This is a genomic window from Stenotrophomonas sp. (genome assembly GCF_032061965.1).
Taxonomy (GTDB): Bacteria; Pseudomonadota; Gammaproteobacteria; order Xanthomonadales; family Xanthomonadaceae; genus Stenotrophomonas.
Genome location: NZ_DAMBEF010000017.1, coordinates 41,193 through 61,699, shown reverse-complemented (window position 1 = coordinate 61,699; position 20,507 = coordinate 41,193). Strand labels below are relative to the sequence as shown.

The following is a 20,507-nucleotide window of genomic DNA, read 5'->3' as shown; positions in this document are numbered from 1 at the left end:
CGGCAGGGGCTTTACCGGTAAGGCCTCAGCCGAGCATGGCTCGGCTCTACAACAGCGCGGCGTTCGCTTTGCTGTATCGGCCGGCGAAGGGCTTCCCCTTCCCCTTCCCCTTCCCCTTCCCCGGCCGTCCCCTTCGCTGCGCGAAAAGGAGGGGGCAAGAAAAAACCCGGACGGTTTCCCGTCCGGGCTTTCATTCAAACAACACTGCGCTCGAACTTACTTCGAGGCAGCGTCCATTTCCTTCAGCAGCTGCGGTGCCGGCGCCACTTCCTGCATGATCCAGCGCATGTAACGCTCGTCGACCGAGATCATGCGGGTCATCACCGGGTCGAACACCCAGTTGCTGGCAACCGATTCCCAGATGCCGTCAAACGCCAGGCCAACCAGGCGACCGTGCGCGTCCAGCACCGGCGAGCCGGAGTTGCCGCCGGTGATGTCCAGGTCGGACAGGAAGTTGACCGGCACGCTGCCGATACGCTGGTCTTCAAAACCGCCATAACGCTTGGCCTTGACCGCATCGATCAGCGCCTGCGGCGAGTCGAACGGGTCCTTGCCGGTTTCCTTGGCAACCACGCCTTCCAGGTCGGTGAAGGCCGGCTGCACCTTGCCGTCCAGGCCGGTGTAACCCTTCACGTTGCCGAAGGTGATGCGCAGCGAGAGATTGGCGTCCGGGTAGACGAACTCACCCTTGGTCTTCTTGTAGTCGGCAATGGCCTGCAGGAACAGCGGGCGCGCCACCAGCTCTTCACCAGTGCGGATCTTGCGCTGGTGTTCCAGTTCCAACAGGGCCGGCATCACCGCCACTGCGTACTGGATGGCCGGGTCGGTGCTGGCTTCAAACGCAGCCTTGTCGGCGCCGAACCACTTCAGGCGCTCGTCCAGATTGCCCAGCTTTGAACCATCCAGGCGGGCAACCGTGGCCTCCACGGCCTTGGCATCGCTGCCACCAATCCACTTGTCGAAGGCCGGCAGGTGCTGTGCAGCCGGCAGGGCCGAATACTGCTGCAGCCAGTACTGCTGGAACTGACGGTCCATCGCCGGCACATAACGGCGATCCATCTGCTTCAGGCCACCTTCGATCGAAGGCAGGTCACGTTCCTGGTAGCCCTCTTCGCGCTGCGCGTCCGGCTTGGCCTTCTCGATGGCCAGGCGGTACAGGCGCACGGCGGTGCCCAGGGTACCGGTGCGGTTGAGCATGGCCAGGTTCAGGTCACGGGCCTGGTTCACGCGCGACTGCTGGCCCAGTGCCTGCAGCTGTGCGAACGCATCCAGCGCCGGCTTGCCGGCATCACCCTGGCCGCGCAGCCATTCCAGCACGGCGGTTTCCGCCGCCTGCTTCTGGCCCAGCACGTTGTTGCGCTTGAAGCCGTCCAACTGGCCGTCGTAGTTCTTGCTGGTGTTGTTCCAGCCGGCCATGCTGGCGGCGTACTTCACCGCGATGTCGGGGTTGTCCTTGCTGGCTGCTTCCACCATCGCGATCTGGTCCTTGTAGGCCTTGGCGATCGATGGGTAGGTCCAGGTAGCGGTGTTCTCGAACTCGCTGACCAGCGCGTAGCGGTCGGTGCGGCCCGGGTAACCGGCCACCATCACGAAATCACCTTCACCCAGCGGCTGGTTGGCCAGCTTCAGCCAATGCTTGGGCTGGTACGGCACGTTGTCGGCAGCAAATGCGGCCGGCTTGCCGTCCTTGCCGACGTAGGCGCGGTAGAACGAAAAATCGCCGGTGTGGCGCGGCCACATCCAGTTGTCGACGTCGCCGCCGAACTTGCCGACGCTGCCCGGGGGCGCATAGGCCAGGCGCACGTCCTTGATTTCCATGTTCTTGAACAGGCGGTAGGTGTTGCCGCCGGAGAAGCTGTACAGCGTGCAGCTATACGCATCGTCGGCCTCACAGGCGGCGATGGTCTGCTTTTCGAAGGCTTCCAGCGCCTCGGTGCGCTTGAGCGGATCGTTACCGGCGCCGGCGATGGCAGCGTTGGCCTGGGCGGTGACGTCGGTGATGTCGTCCAGCACGTAGATGCGGGCGTTCGGGCCGGCGCTCAGCTCGTCCTTCTGGGTCGGCGCGTTGAAGCCGTCCTTGATCAGGTTCTTCTCGGCAGTGGAGTTGAGCTGGATCGCGCCATAGGCACAGTGGTGGTTGGTGACCACCAGGCCCTGCGGCGACACGAAGCTGGCGGTACAGCCGCCCAGCGCCACCACGGCGCCCATCGGGTCGCCGGTCAGGTTGGCCAACTGCTGCGGGTCCAGCTTGAGCCCGGCCTGCTTCAGCGGGCCGGCAATCTCGGGCAGCTGCTGCGGCACCCACATGCCTTCGGCAGCCTGTGCGCCTTGGGCGGCCAAGCCGAGGCCAGCGACGATGGAAAACGCAAGAAGATTCACGCGCATGTGGCAGATCCGAAAGTTTGGAATGGCCGATTGTAGCCGTTGTAACTGTCCCTGCCCCCTGTCATCGGTCAGTGCAGGGCGGTTACGGTCGAAAGCATATAATTGGGACCTTTCCTCACACTGCGGTCCCCTGCAATGGCACAGACGATGAAGGCGCTGGTGAAGCGCGAAGCGACCAAGGGCATCTGGATGGAAGAGGTGCCGGTACCGACGCCAGGCCCGAACGAAGTCCTGATCAAGCTCGAGAAGACCGCCATCTGCGGTACCGACCTGCACATCTACCTGTGGGACGAATGGAGCCAGCGCACCATCAAGCCAGGCCTGACCATCGGCCACGAGTTTGTCGGCCGCATCGCCGAGATCGGCCCGGGCGTGACCGGCTATGAAATCGGCCAGCGCGTTTCGGCCGAAGGCCACATCGTCTGCGGCCACTGCCGCAACTGCCGTGGCGGTCGCCCGCACCTGTGCCCGAACACCGTCGGCATCGGTGTCAACGTCAACGGTGCCTTCGCCGAGTACATGGTGATGCCGGCCAGCAACCTGTGGCCGATCCCGGACCAGATCCCGTCCGAACTGGCCGCGTTCTTCGACCCCTACGGCAACGCCGCGCATTGCGCGCTGGAGTTCGACGTGATCGGCGAGGACGTGCTGATCACCGGCGCCGGCCCGATCGGCATCATCGCCGCGGGCATCTGCAAGCACATCGGTGCACGCAACGTGGTGGTTACCGACGTCAATGATTTCCGCCTGAAGCTGGCCGCCGACATGGGCGCCACGCGTGTGGTCAACGTCGCCAACCAGTCGTTGAAGGACGTGATGAAGGAGCTGCACATGGAGGGCTTCGACGTGGGCCTGGAAATGAGCGGCAACCCGCGCGCGTTCAACGACATGCTCGACTGCATGTACCACGGTGGCAAGATCGCCATGCTCGGCATCATGCCCAAGGGTGCCGGCTGCGACTGGGACAAGATCATCTTCAAGGGCCTGACCGTGCAGGGCATCTACGGCCGCAAGATGTACGAGACCTGGTACAAGATGACCCAGCTGGTGCTGAGCGGTTTCCCGCTGGGCAAGGTGATGACCCACCAGCTGCCGGTGGACCGTTTCCAGGAAGGTTTCGACCTGATGGAACAGGGCAAGGCCGGCAAGGTTGTGCTGAGCTGGAACTGAGCCGTCCGCACAGTCAATCCGTGATGGAAAAGGCGCCTTTGGGCGCCTTTTTCTTATCCTGCATGGCGGCTGTGGTGCCGAGCCATGGTTAGCATTGGTCTTACCGGTAATGCCTCTTGCCGACCATGGGTCGGCACTACAGAAAAAGGCGCCTTTCGGCGCCTTTTTCCTTGCATCGATCACGCTGGGATCAGGGCACGTCCACCGACACGGTGAACACCACGCCCGGCTTGTAGTTGTCCGACTCGCGACGCAGGTCCGGTGCATCCGAACCGAAGGTGTCGTAGTAACCCAGGGTCGCGGTCGCCGGACCGAACGACTTGGACACCGAGATCGAACCATCGTAGTAATCCGCACGGCGCGGCCACTCGTTGGCTTCTTCCTTGATCGAGGTGTAACCGGCCGAAGCGCCGATGGAGAAACCGCTGTCGCCGATGTCGTAGCTGGCTTCCAGCGCGGCATAGGTCTGCTCGGCACCGGTGTTGCTGTAGTCGTCGGCATAGCCCAGCAGGCCGCTGACAGTCACCGGGCCCGACCAGGTCACCTTGGCCAGGTACTCGTTGTAGTCGATGTCACCGTAGCCGCTGGATGCACCTTCGTAGGTGTAGCGGTTCACACCCAGGTCCAGGTTCCAGCTGTCGGACAGGTCCTTGCTCCAGCCAATGTTGTAATCGACTTCGAAGTTCGGGCCACCGTCGCCGAAATCAACGTTGGAACCCCACACGCCGACATACAGGCCGAACGGTGCGGTGTAGTTGGCGCCGGCCTGGAATGCCGGGCCGCCGTCGGTCTGCGAGACACCGCGGAACACGTAGTCGGTGGTCACGCCGAAGCTGGCGCTGAACGGGGAGGTCGACTCCTCGCTGTCCTGGGCATTGGCGGCAAACGAAACGGACAACAGGGCGGCGCAGGCCACGGCGACAAGACGCTTGCTGTGCATCATGCAGATCTCTCCAGTAGTGGGGGTGACCGACACCCTGTATGGGGCCGATAACAAATTCTTAACTGGAATGATATTGCGATGCAACAATCATCGCTACCCCTGCCCCGGCCCTTACCCTGCTGCCGCCGGAAACACCCCGTAACGGCGGGCTCCAAGGCGTATCAACTGGCCCGTGGCATAGGCCGGCGCACCGGCCGGCAGCTCCACTTCCAGATCCGAGGTTGCGCCAGCCAGGCGCGCGCGCAGGCGCTGGCGCGGACCGCTGCGCTGTACCAGGCCGACCGTGGCCTGCCAGTCGCCTTCGGCCTCGACCACCAGGTCCTCCGGCCGCACAAAGACTTCCAGCGCCTGCCCTTCCGGCACCGAGGCCGCACGCGGCCATTGCGCCCCGGCCACCTCCAGCACCTGCCCCTGCGCCCGCGCCGGCAAGCGGTTGGCCTCGCCAACGAAGCCGTACACGAACGGCGAGGCAGGCTGGTCATAGACCTCGCCGGGCGTGCCCACCTGCTCGATGCGGCCACGATTGAGGATAGCCACGCGGTCGGCCAGCTCCAGTGCCTCTTCCTGGTCGTGGGTGACGAAGACCGTGGTCAGGCCGGTGCGGTCATGCAGTTCGCGCAGCCAGCGGCGCAGGTCGCGCCGTACCTGCGCGTCCAGTGCGCCAAACGGCTCGTCCAGCAGCAGCACGCGCGGCTCGATGGCGAGCGCACGGGCTAGTGCCACGCGCTGCCGCTGGCCACCGGACAGCTGCGCCGGATATCGCGCGCCCAGCCCATCGAGTTGTACCAGCGCCAGCAGCTCATCGACCTTGGCGTCGATGCGGGCCTTCGACCAGCGCTCGGCACCGCGCCGCACTTCCAGCCCGAACGCGATATTGCGGCGCACGTCCAGGTGCTTGAACAGCGCGTAGTGCTGGAACACGAAGCCGGCGCGGCGTGCCTGCACGCTCAGGCCGGTGGCGTCTTCGCCATCGAACAGGAGGTCACCGCGCTCGGGATGTTCCAGCCCAGCCAGCGCGCGCAACAAGGTGGTCTTGCCCGAACCGGAAGGGCCGAGCAAGGCCAGCAGCTCGCCGCTGCGGATATCCAGGCTGACGCCATCCAACGCAGGAAACGCGCCGTACTGCTTGCCCAGGTTTTGTATGCGGATATTCATAGCAGCCTCAATGGCGATGCGCGGCGGCCAGCGACTGACCGTGGCGCCATTCCAGGAAAGATTTCACCACCAGCGTCAGCAGTGCGGTGAGTGCCAACAGCGAGGCACAGGCGAAGGCTGCGCTGTAGGCATATTCGTTGTAGAGAATTTCAACGTGCAGCGGCAGCGTATTGGTGCGCCCACGGATATGCCCGGACACCACCGACACCGCGCCGAACTCACCCATCGCGCGCGCACTGCACAGCAGCACGCCGTACAGCAGGCCCCAGCGGATGTTGGGCAAGGTCACCTTCCAGAACATCTGCCAGGCGTTCGCGCCCAGGGTCAGTGCGGCCAGTTCTTCATCACTGCCTTGCTGCTCCATCAGCGGCATCAGTTCGCGCGCAATGAACGGGAAGGTGACGAACACCGTCGCCAGCACGATGCCGGGGATGGCGAATACGATCCGTGGCAACTGCAACAGGGTTTCACCCAGCACCGGCAGGTGCACGCGCACACCCTCCTCGATCCACGGCCAGAACCAACCATCGCGGCCGAACAAAAGGATGAAGACCAGCCCCGCCACCACCGGTGATACCGAGAACGGCAGGTCGATCAGCGTCACCAGCCAGCGTTTACCGGGGAAGCTGTGCTTGCTCACCACCCAGGCCGCAGCCACGCCGAACACCAGGTTCAACGGCACCACGATGGCGGTGATCAACAAGGTCAGGCGGATCGCGGACAGTGCGTCCGGGTCGCCGATGGCGATCCAGAACGCCTGCACGCCACCGCGCAACGCCTCAAAGAACACCAGCACCAAGGGCAGCAGCAGGAAGGACAGCAGAAAACCCAGCGCGCCCAGGATCAGCAACCACTGCACCCAGCGCGGTTCGGTGGTGACATCGCGCGGCTTGGCCACGGCGCTATTACCTGCAAGGGCCACTGGCAGTTCCGACAGCAATTCGTTCATCGCCCGCCCCTGCGCTGCAACCACGCCTGCAGGCTGTTGACCAGCAGCAACAACAGGAAGGACAGCAGCAACATCGCACCGGCAATCGCGGTGGCGCCGGCGTAGTCAAACTCTTCCAGCCGAATGGTGATCAGCAAGGGCGCGATCTCGGTCACGCTGGGCATGTTGCCGGCGATGAAGATCACCGAGCCGTACTCGCCCACGCCCCGCGCAAACGCCAGCGCGAAACCGGTCAGCATCGCCGGCCACAAACTCGGCAGCACCACGCGCACGATGGTCTGCAAGCGGCTGGCCCCTAGCGTGGCCGAGGCTTCTTCGTATTCGCGTTCGGCTTCGGCCAATACCGGCTGCACGATGCGCACCACGAATGGCAGGCCGACAAACACCAACGCAACCACGATGCCCAAGGGCGTATAGGCCACCTTGATGCCCAGCGGTTCCAACCACTGGCCGATCCAGCCCCGCCCGCCATACAGCGCGGTCAAGGCAATGCCGGCCACGGCGGTGGGCAGGGCGAACGGCAGATCGATCATCGCATCGAACAGACGCCGGCCCGGAAACCGATACCGTACGAACACCCACGCTACCCAGGTTCCCATCACGGTGTTGAACGCAGCCGCCGCGAACGCGGTACCAAAGCTCAGACGCAGGGCGGCCAGCACGCGCGGCTCGGTCCATATCTGCCAGATGCCGCCCAGGCCCAACCCGGCCGCTTTCAAGAACACGCCGGCCAGTGGGATCAGGACGATCAGCCCCAACCAGAACAACGTGATACCCATGCCAAGACCAAAGCCGGGGAGTACCCGGCGTTGGCCCCGCACCCGCGGTTGCAGTGTTTGTGCGCTTGCTGACACGGTCTACTTGCTCGCCTGGATCTGGTCGAAGACACCGCCGTCGGCGAAGTGCTCGGACTGCGCACGTGCCCAGGACCCGAATGCGCTGCGGATGGTCACCAACTGCACCTGCGGGAAGCGCGCCACATCGGCCGGATCGGCGTACTGCGCTGAACGTGGGCGGTAGTAGTGACGGGCGGCAATGCGCTGGCCTTCCGGCGAATACAGGTATTGCAGATAGGCCTGTGCAACCTCGCGGGTGCCATGCCGATCGACGTTGCGGTCCAGCAGCGCAACCGAGGGTTCGGCCAGGATCGACAACTTGGGCACGACGATCTCGAACTTGTCCGGGCCCAGTTCTTCCTGGGCGAGGAAGGCTTCGTTCTCCCAGGCCAGCAGCACGTCACCGATGCCACGCTGGACAAAGGTGGTGGTGGCGCCGCGAGCGCCGGTATCGAGCACCGGCACGTTGCGGAACAGCGCGCGCATGTAGTTCAGGATCTTGTCGCGGTCACCCTTGAAGATGTGATCGGCGTACGCCCAGGCCGCCAGGTAGTTCCAGCGCGCGCCGCCGGAGGTCTTCGGGTTCGGCGTCACCACCGACACGCCGCTGCGCAGCAGGTCGGGCCAATCACGGATGCCCTTGGGATTGCCCTTGCGGACCAGGAACACGATCGTCGAGGTATACGGCGCACTGTTGTCCGGCAGACGGCTTTCCCAGTTGGCCGGCAACAGCTTGGCCTTCTCGGCGATGGCATCCACGTCGTAGGCCAGCGCCAGGGTCACCACGTCGGCCTCGATGCCATCGATCACCGTGCGTGCCTGCTTGCCGGAGCCGCCGTGCGAGGTTTCGATGGCGACGTTATCGCCCTTGGTCTCCTTCCAGTGCTTGGCGAAAGCGGCGTTGAAGTCGCGGTACAGCTCACGCGTCGGGTCGTAGGACACATTGAGCAGCTGCACGTCGCGGGCGAACGCGGCGCCGGCCGTGACGGTCAAGCCAAAAGCCAGCGCAGCCGTGGCGATACGGGAAATAAGTGATTGCTTCATGAGGGCTCTCCGTCAGAAGGAAACTTGCAGGCGCGAGAAAACAGCTTTTTCATCAGGCAACTTCGCGCCACCGGAAGCCGCATCAAAACTGCTGTGCAGGTAGTTGGTGGCCAACTTCAGGTTGGCCGTCAGGTACCAGTTGGCACCGACCGTCCAGGACTGGATCTGCGCCGCCGATACCGTCGGGTCGGCGTAGAACGGGAAGGCCGCATCATCGATCTGCAACTCGCCATAGCGGGCGGTCAACTCCAGCGCGCCCAAGCCCCCATTGCTGCCAAATGGACGCGACGGCGTGACACCGCGGTAGCTGGCGTCTTCCCCGGTCAACACGTAACTGGCCGTTGCCTGCCAGGCCCGGTTGTCCAGCTGCTTGCGCAGGCCATCGCGCGCCACGTCCTGTTGCGAGGCGATGTATTCGGCCTGCAGGCCCAGGCCATTGCGGTAGAACCAGGCCTGCGGCGACCAGCGCCGGTGTTCGCCATCGGCTACCACCGCGCTGCGGTAGCTGAAGAAGGTGGCCTGCCCGGGCGAACGGTAGCGCGGCAGGAAGTTGTTGCCGCTGCCATGCTTGTCACCGGTGCTGGCGCCGATACCAAAGCCAAGTCCAGCCCAGGCGCTGTCGCTACCCTTGGCCGGTTCAAAGAACACGCGGCCTGCATACTCGAAATCATCGTCAGGATTGCTGGTGACCGCGTCGCGACCATCGACCGTGCCGTTGAACACGCCCAGCGCATAGCTGAACTTGCCCTTGGCGACCTCGCCCTGCAGCTGCACGCCGAGGTCGCGGTTGGGCGCCAGCTCGCTGGCCAATGCGCGCTCGACGTCGGCCAGGGCCGAGGACGACTGCAGGCGCTCCAGCCCGACCGGTGAGGTGAACTTGCCCACCCGCACCGTATAGGCCGGGTCGAAACGCAGATCGGCATAGGCATCGACGATGCTGGCGCTGTCACCGGCAAATTCCGGGGTGAAGCGGTAGGCCACCAGCTTGCCCAGCGAACCTTCCAGGGTCGGGCGGGCGGTGCGCAGCAGGAAGGTGTCGTTCTGGTTGGCATCGCTGCCCAGGAACACACGAGCGTCGCCCTGCAGCAGGCCGCGCAGCTTCAACTCGTAATTGCCATCGCCGGATTTGAACGACGCGCCTTTCTGGTCGACGGTGATCTTGGTGGCAGTCTTGGCCGCGGCCACACGCTCTTCTTCCTGCAGCTCAAGGCGGCGTTCAAGGATGCGCAGGCGCTGGTCCAGATCGACCAGGCCCACGCCTTCGGTTGCACCCTCACTGACGCCGGCCAGCCGCTCCAGCCGCTGCAGGCGCTGCTGCAGCTGTTCCACGGTGAGCTGCTGGGCCTGCGCCGATGACCCCGCCCCACACGCCGCCAGGGCCAGGCTGAGGGACAACAGCTTCCTGGTCGGCAGGGTGAATGGGGGGCGTGCATGGGTCATCGGTATCTCCTGGTGGGTGGGTGTGCAGTCGATGCTGCGGGTGCACACCCATTACCGAGAAATGACTTCGACCATGGCGCTTATAGCCTTTGCGCATGAAGACAGCGGGCGGACACGCGGAAGGCTAAAATCGGCGTTCCTCTTCACCGCAAGACCCTGCCATGACCGATACCGCGAACACCTCCCCGCTCACCCGGCACTACGCCGAGGAACTGGACGCCATCCGCGCGCAGGGGCTGTTCAAGTCCGAACGCATCATCACCAGCCCGCAGTCGGCCGAGATCACCCTGGACGACGGCCGTACGGTGCTGAACTTCTGCGCCAACAACTACCTGGGCCTGGCCGATCACCCGGACCTGATCCAGGCGGCCAAGGATGCACTGGACACGCACGGCTTCGGCATGGCCTCGGTGCGCTTCATCTGCGGCACCCAGGACCTGCACAAGCAGCTGGAAAAGCAGATCGCCGACTTCTTCGGCAAGGACGACACCATCCTGTATGCGGCCTGCTTCGACGCCAATGGCGGCCTGTTCGAGCCGCTGCTGGGCGAGAACGACGCCATCATTTCCGATGCGCTGAACCATGCCTCCATCATCGATGGCGTGCGCCTGTGCAAGGCCAAGCGCTTCCGCTATGCCAACTGCGACATGGCCGACCTGGAAGCGCAGCTGCAGGCGGCCGATGCCGCCGGCTGCAAGACCAAGCTGATCACCACCGACGGCGTGTTCTCGATGGACGGTTTCATCGCCCCGCTCGATGAAATCACCGCGCTGGCCAAGAAGTACAACGCGCTGGTGCATATCGACGAATGCCATGCCACCGGCTTCCTGGGTGCCAGCGGTCGTGGCTCGGCCGAAGTGAAGGGCGTGCTGGACAAGATCGACATCATCACCGGCACCCTGGGCAAGGCCATGGGCGGCGCGCTGGGCGGCTTCACCTGCGCCAGCGCCGAGGTGGTGGAACTGCTGCGCCAGCGTTCGCGTCCCTACCTGTTCTCCAACTCGCTGCCGCCGCACGTGGTGGCTGCCGGCATCAAGGCATTCGAGATGTTGGCCGCTGCCGATGATCTGCGTGAAACGCTGCGCGAGAACACCGCCTACTTCCGCGAGAAGATGACCGCGGCCGGTTTCGACGTGAAGCCCGGCGTGCATCCGATCAGCCCGGTGATGCTGTACGACGCACCGCTGGCGCAGAAGTTCGCCCAGCGCCTGCTGGAAGAAGGCATCTATGCGATCGGCTTCTTCTTCCCGGTGGTCCCCAAGGGCCAGGCGCGCATCCGCACCCAGATCAGCGCCGCCCACAGCCGCGCACACCTGGACCGCGCGATTGATGCCTTCACCCGGATTGGTCTTGAGCTGGGCGTGATCAAGGGCTGAGGGTTGGCCCGAAGTTGAAAGCAGAACAGGCGCCGAAAGGCGCCTGTTCTGTTTCTGTCCTGTAGTGCCGCGCCGTGCTCGGCAGCGGCCTTACCGGTAACGCCGCTTGCCGAGCAGGGCTCGGCATCAAGGTCGTCAGTTCTTCGCCGGCTCCGCCGAGGCGGCTGCGGTCGGTGCACCCTTGGCTACGCGGATGCCGTTGGCCTTCATCCAGGCGTCGAACTGGTCGGCGCTCATCTTGTTCTCGCCGTCCTGCATCAGGAAACGGTAATTGCCCAGAGCATCCTTTTCTGCCGTCGGCGCAGCCGGGACGGTCACGATCACCGGCAACTCCTCAGCCTTGGCAGCCGTCTTTCCCGAACTGGCACAGCCGGCCAATGCAGCCAACGAAGCGAGCATCACCGCAATACCGGAAACGCGAAAAAAAGCATGCATGGTCGTGGCCTCATCGAAGTTAGGGCCACAGTCTAATCAAACGCTACAACAAGTCCAGCCATTTGATTGAATTCATTGAAATTAATCCAAAAAACCAAACCTCATGCCTGCCCCAGCGCATTCAGCTCCGCGGCGTTCAATTCGCGCCACTGGCCTTTGCCGAGCTCCCCCAGCTGCACCGGCCCGATGGCAATCCGCATCAGACGCAACACATCCAGGCCCAAGGCCTTGAGCAAGCGCCTAATGTGCCGGTTCCGGCCTTCATCCAGGACCACCTCCAACCACGCACTGCGTTCGCCGTGCCGCAGCAGCTGCACCGAGTGCGCGGCGAGATGCTCGCCTTCGTCCTCTACGCCTTGTTGCATCTGCTGCAGCTGCGCTGCATCCGGCACCGCATCCACCTGCACCCGGTAGGTCTTCAACGGCCCGGTTGCCGGATCCGTCAGGCGCGCCGCCCATTCCGGATCATTGCTGAAGAACAACAATCCTTCACTGGCCTTGTCCAGTCGCCCGACCGGCGCGATCCATGGCAAGCCGGCGCCGTCAAAGCACTGGTAAACGGTGTCCCGCCCCTGCTCGTCCTGCACGGTGGTCACCAGCCCGCGCGGCTTGTTCAAGGCCAGGTAGATGCGGCGCTGCGCCTGCAGCGGTTGTCCATCCAGCATCACCTGCTGCCGCCCTGCAATGATCGGGAACTCAGGGTCACGCACCAGCTTTCCATCCACGCTGACGCGACCGTCCAGCACCCGCCGCGCGGCCTCGCTGCGCGAACACACGCCCGCTTTGGACAAGACCCGGGCCAGGCCATGGCGCACCACCGCAGGTGCGGTCTTTGCGGCGGCAGCCGGGCGGGTACGCGAAAGCAAACGCCCGCCGGTTCCAGCACGGCGGGCGTTCGGAGATTGCGGTGGCTTGCGCGAGGTCATGTTCGCTGCGGCGTTGCCGCCTTACTTGACCTCAGGAGCCGGCTGCGCGGCGGCAGGAGCAGCGGCAGCCTCGGCCGGTGCCGGGCGGGCCTTGACCACGCGCACACCACGGGCCTTCATCCAGGCATCGAATTCTTCGGCGGTCATCCGCTTGCCGTTCTGGCTCATGTCAAAACGCCACGGCGTGTTGTCGAATTCGGTCTGCGGCTTGTACGCCGCCGGATCGTTGGCATTGATGGCCGGACGCGCCGGCATGGCACTGGCAACGTTGTTGCAGCTTTCCACGCGCAGACGCATCAGCACACGGTCCAGCGACTGCTCTTCACCCGTGCTGCTGAGTACGCCCGAAGGCATGCCGAGCTGGCCGGGGCGCACATACAGTTCAGACGCCACCGGTGCGATCACCGTGGCAGGCAGCGGCGCCGGCGGCACCACCGATGCGGCCGAACAATCCACGGCTGCGTGGGCGGCAGGCATCAACGCCATCGCGACAAAACCAGCCAGGGCAATACGCAGCATCCGGATTTCCATTCAATGAGATGACGCGGCGAGTGTAGGCAGCGGCAGCGGTGCTTTCAACCGCTATCCGCAGGTAAAAGCGACTGGGTCGCTTATTTACCGAAAACCCCGGCCTGCAGATGCAACAAGGCCCGGCAATGCCGGGCCTTGTCTTGTATCAACCGAAGCGTCCGATTAGTTCTGGACGTTCAGCTCGGTGCGGCGGTTCTTTGCGCGACCTTCCGGGTTGTCCGAACCATCAGCATTGGTGTTCGGAGCAATCGGGCGGCTCTCGCCGTAGCCGATCGGGCCCTGCAGACGAGCAGCCGACACACCATTGGTGGTCAGGTAGTCGTACACAGCCTTGGCGCGACGCTCGGACAGCTTCTGGTTGTAAGCGTCGGTACCCTTCGAGTCGGTGTGACCGGCAACTTCAACGCGCAGATCCGGGTAACGCTTCAGGATCTCGGTGGCTTCGCTCAGGATCGAGACGGCATCCGGACGCAGGGTGGCCTTGTCGAAGTCGAAGTTCACGCCCTTCAGGTCGATCGAGACCGGAACCGGGCAACCGTCCGGACCAATGGTCTGGCCAGGCTGCGAGGTCGGGCACTTGTCGTCGCAGTTGTTGACGCCGTCACCGTCGTCATCCAGGTCTGCGCAGCTCGGAGCAACCGGAGCCGGTGCCGGAGCAACAGCAGCAACCGGAGCCGGGCCCAGCGGGATCACGACGCCGACCGAAGCCAGCACGTCGCCGAACCAATCCTGCTCGTCGCCAGCCAGGGCCGGAGCGATGCTCTGGTCGTCGAAGTCAGCGCGGTAAGCCAGTTCAGCACGCACAGCAACGCGCTTTTCGAAGGTGGTCTGCAGACCCACGCCGACCTTGGCGGCCAGGTTGCCGTCCTTGCGATCGTTCAGCACGGCGCCGGTCAGGTACTCTTCTTCAGACTTCTGGTAGCCCAGGCCTGCCAGCAGGTACGGGTTCCAGCCGCGGCCTTCCTTGATGAAGTGGCGACGCAGGTCCAGCGAGATGCCGTACTGCGACCAGTTCTGATCCTGGTTGTTGTCGAAGTTCGGGTTCTGATAGTTCAGCTCACCGTCCAGCGACCAGTTCGGGCTGATGAACTTGCCCAGGCCCAGCGTAGCGAACGGGGCATCATTGGTGCCGCGGTCGCCGTCCTGGAAGTTGAAGCCGGCCGAACCGGTCAGGTACCAGCGGTCGTCGAATTCCTGGGCCGAAGCGGCCTGGGCGAAAGCCAGACCACCGAGCAGCGCGGCAGTAAGGATCTTCTTGTTCATGAAATACAGCTCCTTGTTTCGGGGGTATGAAACCGGTAGAGGCATGGTCCAGCACAGCGATAATCGTCGCGTTCAGAGACGGCCGTTAATCCTCACGCCATCGCGGCTCACATTATGCGCTGGGCCGTGAAGACGATGTTAACGCACGTATAACAATTGAAGCGACCACCAGACCCCTACGTGTCCGGCTCGGCGCACCGTATACAGCTTGGTCAAAGTGCGCAAGAGCCTGCTACGTCAAGGCTTGCCGGCCGTTTGCTGCGCTGCGGTCGGTTTTGTCCGCGCAGCCCGCGGATTTACAGGGTTTGCATCGCCGTTACCGCCAGCTGAACCGTGGCCTGCGTATTATCTGTCTGCCCCCCACTATTACGGAACTTTCCGGCATGAAAGCGATCGGCCTGCGCCATTACCTTTCCATCGACGATCCGCAGTCGCTGGAGGACGTGGACCTGGCAGCCCCCACCAGACCCGAGGGACAGGACCTGCTGATCCAGGTTCGTGCGCTGTCGGTGAACCCGGTGGATACCAAGCTGCGCAGCCCCCGTCCAGGCGAAGAAAACCCACCACGCGTGCTCGGCTTCGATGCCGCCGGCGTGGTGTTGGCAGTCGGCCCTGACGTTACTGCGTTCGAAGTCGGCGACGAGGTGTATTACGCCGGGGACGTGACGCGTTCAGGCTGCAATGCCGAGCAACAGCTGGTGGACGAGCGGCTGGTCGGGCGCAAACCCAGCACGCTCGACTTTGCCGAAGCCGCCGCCCTGCCTTTGACCACGCTCACCGCCTGGGAACTGCTGTTCCAGCGCATGCCTTACCAACTGGATGGCCGCCGCAATGTCGGCAAGGTGCTGCTGGTGGTGGGCGGTGCAGGCGGTGTTGGCTCCATGGCGATACAGCTGGGCCGGCATGCTGGCTTTACCGTCGTCGCCACCGCCTCGCGCCCGCAAAGCCAGCAGTGGTGCCAGCAGATGGGCGCCGCGCACGTGGTCGATCACCGCCAACCATTGGCGCCGCAGCTGCAGGCCTTGGGCATCACCCAGGTGGATGCGGCCTTGAACCTGGCCGATACCGATCTGTACTGGCAACAGCTGGGCGAGCTGCTCGCGCCACAGGGCCACGTCGGCCTGGTCGTCGAACCGCGCGGGGAACTGCGCATCGGCGACCCCTACAAGGCCAAGTGCATCGGCATCCATTGGGAATTCATGTTCGCGCGGGCGCGCTTCCGTACCGCCGACATGATCGAGCAGCACCGCATCCTGACCCGCGCGGCCAGCCTGATCGATGCTGGCGAGCTGCGCACCACGCTGACCCAGCGGCTGGGCAGCATCACCGCCGCCAACCTGCGGCAGGCGCATCAGCAACTGGAAGCAGGCAGCACCATCGGCAAGCTGGCATTGGAAGGCTGGGAGTAAAACCCCAGCTGCATGGCCGGGGGCGCACCGCCCCTGGCCAGCCCGGCCAGTCCGCGTGCCGACTCAGTGGCGCCGTGACACGACCTGCTCGCGCAGATGCCAGTCCCGCAGCGCCATCCACCCAGTCACCCGCCTCACCTGCTGCCTCGTGGCCAGCGAAGCCGGCTGGCCCAGCGCCCGCACTTCAGCGCGCGTCGCATCCTCCCAGGCGTGCAAGAGCGGTGCATCCAACGGCAGCAACATGCCTTCGCGGGTATAGAGACGCTGGTATTGCGCCAGTGCCACGCCGCCATCTCCGGCCCCGTGCCACAGGTTGCGTCCCGTGGCGAAGTAGCGCTCACCCGGCAAGGCCAGGGAAACCAGCGTTGGAACCAGGTCGGCGTGGCCCGCCAGCGCAGCGGTATCGGGGGCATTGTCGAGCGGGATGAAGGCCGGCGGCACCCGCAGCCAGGCAAATACCCGGTCGACATCCGGCTGTTGGGAAGGCAGATCATAGGAATAGTGCGAGCGCAGGTTGTGGTCACCCGCCGCAGCGACCAGCGTGCGTTCGCCGAGTGGCTGCTCCCGCAGGGCCTGGAGGAAGGCTCCGAATTGATCGGCCTGGTACTGATACGTCGCCAACATCCTGCGCAGTTCGGCCTTGTTGTCCAAGCCACGCTCACCAAGCACAGCCGGGTCGAGGGGATATTCTTTGCGCGGCGTATCCAGGGCGAACGGCGGGTGGTTGGTGGTCGTCAACAGCACCATGAACACGCGTTCGCCCTGCGCGTCCGCCTGTTCCAACAGCTCCTGCGCGAACTGGAACAGCCAGGCATCGTACAAACCCCACTCAGTGCCGCGCGCCGCGGGGAAGCGCTGGCGGATGTCGCGCGCGTCATACACGTTGTCAAAACCCTGGTGGCGGAACGCAGTCCCGATTTCGCGCCAGTCACTGCCGCCGCCATAGATGAACACCGTTCGATACCCCGACCGTTTGAACGGCAGGGCCGCTGACGTATCAAAGGTCAGGCTGGCATTGCGACCACGCGTGAGTGGGCTGATGGCCGATCCCAGCAGCAGGCTTTCAAGCACGGGATGCGTGCCGTTCTGGGTGGCGATGAAATTTTCAAACTGGAAGCCGTGCTCCAACTCGCCACGCAGCCGCCCCAACATGTCATTGCCGGGACCATCGACGCGCAGCAGGTCCTGGCCGAAGGATTCCAGCAGGCCCAGTACCACATGCGGCGATTGCGCCAGTGCGCGCGGCGCACCTGGCACCTGGGGAAACAATGCGGCGCGCACCTGCGCCGGATCCCCGGAAGGCAATCCGGCTGCCAGCGCGGCATCGCGGAGGTCGGTGAAGCCCTGGCGACGCAGGCCCACCAACGGATCGCTGCCAATATCGGTTTCCTTGCCACGGACCCGCGCGGCGCGATACAGCGTCAACGGGGCATTGAGCACCAACGTATTGACGAAGGGATCTGTCGAGACAGTGACGTCGCGACGGATCAGTGGGAACGTACCCACGCTGCCGCGCGCCAACAGCACCAGCAGCAGGCATTGCACCACCACCACCGAAACCTGCAGCCAGCGCCTGTGCGGCCAACGCCAATGCTGCTCCAGCCACTGCCCGGCGTGACGGGTCAGCCACGCGATTCCGAGCCCGGCCACGACCAGGCCCAGCCCCCCGCGCACTACCGGGTAGTCGTTCCAGATCGTTTCCAGCACGGCCCCGGTATCGTCTTCGAACAATCCAAACACGATCGGGTCGAAGCGGGTCTTGTAGAACGCGTAATAGAAGTGTTCACAGCTGGCGGCCAATGCAAACAGCAGCAGCAACGCCACCAGCAGGATCTGCGCCAACCTCACCGCCCGCCGCCGTTGCCCAAGCAACCAGAGCGGTGCACAGACCAGGCCGACGAGGCAGGCAGCGGTGGCTCCGACCACAAGGTCATAGCGCAGCCCGGTGCCCAGCACAGGCCACAACATCGCAAGCCCGCGCTCCTCACCGGCATAGGCCCACCACAAGCCCAGCCGGGCGATAGCCCCCAGTACGACCACGCCAGCCACCAGCAGCCAGAGCCGTGGTGCGATGGCGTTAGTGGGGGTTGGGCGGCTGGGATCGTTCACGGGGGGTCGAACCTTGGGAAAGGAATACCCGGCGGACGGGCGGCGCGCATTGTAATGCGGACGTCACACTCCCGGAATCGGTCTCACTCCGGAAAAGGGCAAGGATTGAGTGACAGCCCAATGCCAGTCAGAATGCCGTTTCCGTACGCAAGCGTATCCATCATGACGCCAGCCACCGCTCCGCCCTACCCGCACCTGTTCGCGCCGCTGGATCTGGGCTTCACCCAGCTGCGCAACCGCATCCTGATGGGATCGATGCATACCGGGCTGGAAGACCATGCCCGCGACTTCCCCAAGCTGGCCGCCTATTTCGGCGAGCGTGCCGCCGGTGGCGCGGCCTTGCTGGTCACCGGCGGCTTCGCCCCCAACGTGGTGGGTTGGCTCACGCCCTTTGGCAGCAAGCTGTCCTGGCCCTGGGAAGTCAGCCGGCACCGCCAGGTGACCGCTGCGGTGCATTCACACGACGCCAAGATCTGCCTGCAGCTACTGCATGCCGGCCGCTACGGCTATCACCCGCTGCAGGTGGCTCCGTCCAAGCGCAAGGCACCGATCAACCCGTTTACTCCGCGCGCGCTGTCGGCCGGTGGCGTCGAACGGCATATCGCCGACTACGCCCGCGCCGCCCGCTATGCACGTGATGCCGGCTACGACGGCGTCGAGGTGATGGGCTCGGAAGGCTATCTGATCAATGAATTCATCGCCCCGCGCACCAATGGCCGCAGCGATGCCTGGGGCGGTGACGCGGCCAAGCGCATGCGTTTTGCGGTGGAGATCGTGCGCCGCATCCGTGAGGCCTGCGGCCCGGACTTCATCATCATCTACCGGCTGTCGCTGGTGGACCTGGTCGAGGACGGCAGCAACTGGCAGGAGATCGTGCAGCAGGCGCAGGCCATCGAAGCCGCCGGCGCAACCCTGATCAACTCCGGTATCGGCTGGCATGAGGCGCGCATCCCCACCATCGCCACCTCGGTGCCGCGCGCCGCCTTTGCCGGCGTCACCGCCAAGCTCAAGCCGCAGGTCGGCATTCCGCTGATCGCCACCAACCGGATCAACATGCCGGACGTGGCCGAGGGCATCCTCGCCGGCGGCGGCGCCGACATGGTGTCGCTGGCCCGTCCGCTGCTGGCCGACCCGCAATGGCCGGCCAAGGCCAAGGCCGGCAAGCCCGAAGCGATCAATACCTGCATCGCCTGCAACCAGGCCTGCCTGGACCATGTGTTCCAGCAGAAGCGCGCCAGCTGCCTGGTCAACCCGCGTGCCGCGCACGAAACCGAGCTGGTCTATCAGCCGACCATCGCCGCCAAACGCGTGGCGGTGGTGGGTGCCGGCCCGGCCGGCCTGGCCTGTGCCACGGTGGCGGCCGAACGCGGCCACAAGGTCACCCTGTTTGACGCGGCCTCCGAGATTGGCGGCCAGTTCAACGTGGCCAAGCGCATCCCCGGCAAGGAGGAGTTCCACGAAACCCTGCGCTATTTCCGCCACAAGCTGGCCGAAACCGGGGTCAGCCTGCGCCTGGACACGCCAGCAGATGTGACCACGTTGGCCGATTTCGACGAAGTGGTGGTGGCTACCGGCATCAGCCCGCGCAAGGTCAACTTCCCCGGCGCCGATCATCCGATGGTGGTCAGCTACCTCGACGTGCTGCTGGGACGAGTGAAGGCTGCCGACAAGGTGGCCATCATCGGCGCCGGCGGCATTGGCTTCGATGTCGGTGAGTTCCTGGTGCACGAAGGCCCCTCGCCTGCGCTGGACCCGGCACGCTGGATGGCCGAATGGGGCGTGGATGCCAGCTTTGAAAGCCGTGGCGCGCTGGCCACCCCGCAGCCCGAAGCCCCTGCCCGCAAGGTCTGGCTGCTGCAACGCAGCCCCGGCAAGCCCGGCGCCAAGCTCGGCAAGACCACCGGCTGGATCCACCGTGCCACGCTCAAGGCCAAGGGCGTGAAGATGCTCGGCGGCGTCGAGTACCTGGGCGTGGACGATGCCGGCCTGCGCATCCGCATCGACGGCCAGGAGCAGTTGCTGGATGTCGGCACGGTCGTGGTGTGTGCCGGCCAGGAGCCCCGCCGCACGCTGGCCGATGCGCTGCAAGCCGCTGGTCGCAGCGTGCACATCATTGGCGGGGCCGATGTCGCCGCCGAGCTGGACGCCAAACGCGCGATCGATCAGGGCAGCCGCGTCGCTGCGGCTCTTTGAGCAAGCAAGCAGAAGCTGGAAACCAGAAAACAGGAACCAGCAACGTAGCCCGGGTAAGCGCAGCGCACCCGGGATGATCGGCCAACGTGACCAACTGACAAACCACCACGCAATACATCCCGGGTGCGCTGCGCTTACCCGGGCTACCGATGGTTGGCAAAACCTTGCCGGCATTGCAGCCGGAGAGTGACCAGCGATGCGGCCGGCGGCAATGCGCTCGCACTGACTGCAACTCGCAAAAAGCGTGATGAATCTCGCAATACCTTGACGCCAGGGTCTTGATCAACACGGCCTCGAATCACCTCGACGGTGTGCCCGCAAAATCCTGAATGCGCGTACCCGG

16 protein-coding genes are annotated in these 20,507 nt (G+C 64.7%); 4 read left to right on the top strand and 12 right to left on the bottom strand.

Features of this window, described 5'->3' with window-relative positions; all coding sequences use genetic code 11:
- Positions 1–216 precede the first annotated feature (216 nt).
- On the bottom strand, positions 217–2,385 hold the full coding sequence (locus RT460_RS10925; protein WP_313318987.1) for a S46 family peptidase: 2,169 nt from the start codon (positions 2,383–2,385) through the stop codon (positions 217–219).
- A gap of 135 nt (positions 2,386–2,520) precedes the next feature.
- Here RT460_RS10925 and tdh point away from each other — a divergent pair, with 135 nt between their 5' ends.
- The gene (tdh, locus tag RT460_RS10920; protein ID WP_165931098.1) at positions 2,521–3,555 is read left to right on the top strand and encodes an L-threonine 3-dehydrogenase; all 1,035 of its coding nucleotides are present in this window, start codon (positions 2,521–2,523) and stop codon (positions 3,553–3,555) included.
- Between the two features lie 190 nt (positions 3,556–3,745).
- Here the strand turns inward: tdh and RT460_RS10915 are convergent, their stop codons facing one another.
- From RT460_RS10915 to RT460_RS10890, 6 genes are all read right to left on the bottom strand, one after another.
- Positions 3,746–4,498 (bottom strand): TorF family putative porin, encoded by a 753-nt coding sequence (locus RT460_RS10915; protein ID WP_313318986.1) that lies wholly within the window; start codon positions 4,496–4,498, stop codon positions 3,746–3,748.
- Between the two features lie 111 nt (positions 4,499–4,609).
- Positions 4,610–5,653 carry a sulfate/molybdate ABC transporter ATP-binding protein gene (locus RT460_RS10910; RefSeq protein ID WP_313318985.1) on the bottom strand — a complete coding sequence of 348 codons (1,044 nt, stop codon included), beginning with the start codon at positions 5,651–5,653 and terminating at the stop codon, positions 4,610–4,612.
- A 7-nt stretch (positions 5,654–5,660) separates the two neighbouring features.
- Positions 5,661–6,602, bottom strand: a complete 942-nt coding sequence (gene cysW / locus RT460_RS10905; RefSeq protein WP_313318984.1) for a sulfate ABC transporter permease subunit CysW — start codon at positions 6,600–6,602, stop codon at positions 5,661–5,663.
- The gene (gene cysT / locus RT460_RS10900) at positions 6,599–7,435 is read right to left on the bottom strand and encodes a sulfate ABC transporter permease subunit CysT (protein ID WP_313319010.1); all 837 of its coding nucleotides are present in this window, start codon (positions 7,433–7,435) and stop codon (positions 6,599–6,601) included. The genes cysW and cysT overlap by 4 nt, the downstream gene beginning before the upstream one ends.
- A 24-nt stretch (positions 7,436–7,459) precedes the next feature.
- Complete coding sequence (locus RT460_RS10895; RefSeq protein WP_313318983.1) at positions 7,460–8,482, bottom strand: sulfate ABC transporter substrate-binding protein; 1,023 nt, start codon at positions 8,480–8,482, stop codon at positions 7,460–7,462.
- 12 nt (positions 8,483–8,494) lie between these two features.
- Positions 8,495–9,922, bottom strand: coding sequence for a porin (locus RT460_RS10890; RefSeq protein ID WP_313318982.1), 1,428 nt, complete (start codon positions 9,920–9,922; stop codon positions 8,495–8,497).
- A gap of 161 nt (positions 9,923–10,083) precedes the next feature.
- Here RT460_RS10890 and kbl point away from each other — a divergent pair, with 161 nt between their 5' ends.
- On the top strand, positions 10,084–11,298 hold the full coding sequence (gene kbl, locus RT460_RS10885) for a glycine C-acetyltransferase (RefSeq protein WP_313318981.1): 1,215 nt from the start codon (positions 10,084–10,086) through the stop codon (positions 11,296–11,298).
- Positions 11,299–11,433: 135 nt separating this feature from the next.
- Here the strand turns inward: kbl and RT460_RS10880 are convergent, their stop codons facing one another.
- The 4 genes from RT460_RS10880 to RT460_RS10865 form a co-directional block, all read right to left on the bottom strand.
- The gene (locus tag RT460_RS10880) at positions 11,434–11,733 is read right to left on the bottom strand and encodes a hypothetical protein (RefSeq protein ID WP_313318980.1); all 300 of its coding nucleotides are present in this window, start codon (positions 11,731–11,733) and stop codon (positions 11,434–11,436) included.
- A 101-nt stretch (positions 11,734–11,834) separates the two neighbouring features.
- Complete coding sequence (locus RT460_RS10875) at positions 11,835–12,659, bottom strand: pseudouridine synthase (RefSeq protein WP_313318979.1); 825 nt, start codon at positions 12,657–12,659, stop codon at positions 11,835–11,837.
- A gap of 21 nt (positions 12,660–12,680) precedes the next feature.
- Positions 12,681–13,178: a hypothetical protein gene (locus tag RT460_RS10870; protein WP_313318978.1), complete on the bottom strand. Its 498-nt coding sequence runs from the start codon at positions 13,176–13,178 to the stop codon at positions 12,681–12,683.
- Positions 13,179–13,352: 174 nt separating this feature from the next.
- Positions 13,353–14,453: an OmpA family protein gene (locus tag RT460_RS10865; RefSeq protein ID WP_313318977.1), complete on the bottom strand. Its 1,101-nt coding sequence runs from the start codon at positions 14,451–14,453 to the stop codon at positions 13,353–13,355.
- 383 nt (positions 14,454–14,836) lie between these two features.
- On the opposite strand from RT460_RS10865, the gene RT460_RS10860 reads away from it, so the two are divergent.
- Positions 14,837–15,862 (top strand): zinc-binding alcohol dehydrogenase family protein, encoded by a 1,026-nt coding sequence (locus RT460_RS10860; protein WP_313318976.1) that lies wholly within the window; start codon positions 14,837–14,839, stop codon positions 15,860–15,862.
- Positions 15,863–15,925: 63 nt separating this feature from the next.
- On the opposite strand, the gene RT460_RS10855 is transcribed toward RT460_RS10860, so the two are convergent.
- Complete coding sequence (locus RT460_RS10855; protein WP_313318975.1) at positions 15,926–17,971, bottom strand: LTA synthase family protein; 2,046 nt, start codon at positions 17,969–17,971, stop codon at positions 15,926–15,928.
- A 162-nt stretch (positions 17,972–18,133) separates the two neighbouring features.
- Between RT460_RS10855 and RT460_RS10850 the strand changes: the two genes are divergently transcribed.
- Positions 18,134–20,164, top strand: a complete 2,031-nt coding sequence (locus tag RT460_RS10850) for an NADPH-dependent 2,4-dienoyl-CoA reductase (protein ID WP_313318974.1) — start codon at positions 18,134–18,136, stop codon at positions 20,162–20,164.
- The last annotated feature ends 343 nt before the right edge of the window (positions 20,165–20,507 follow it).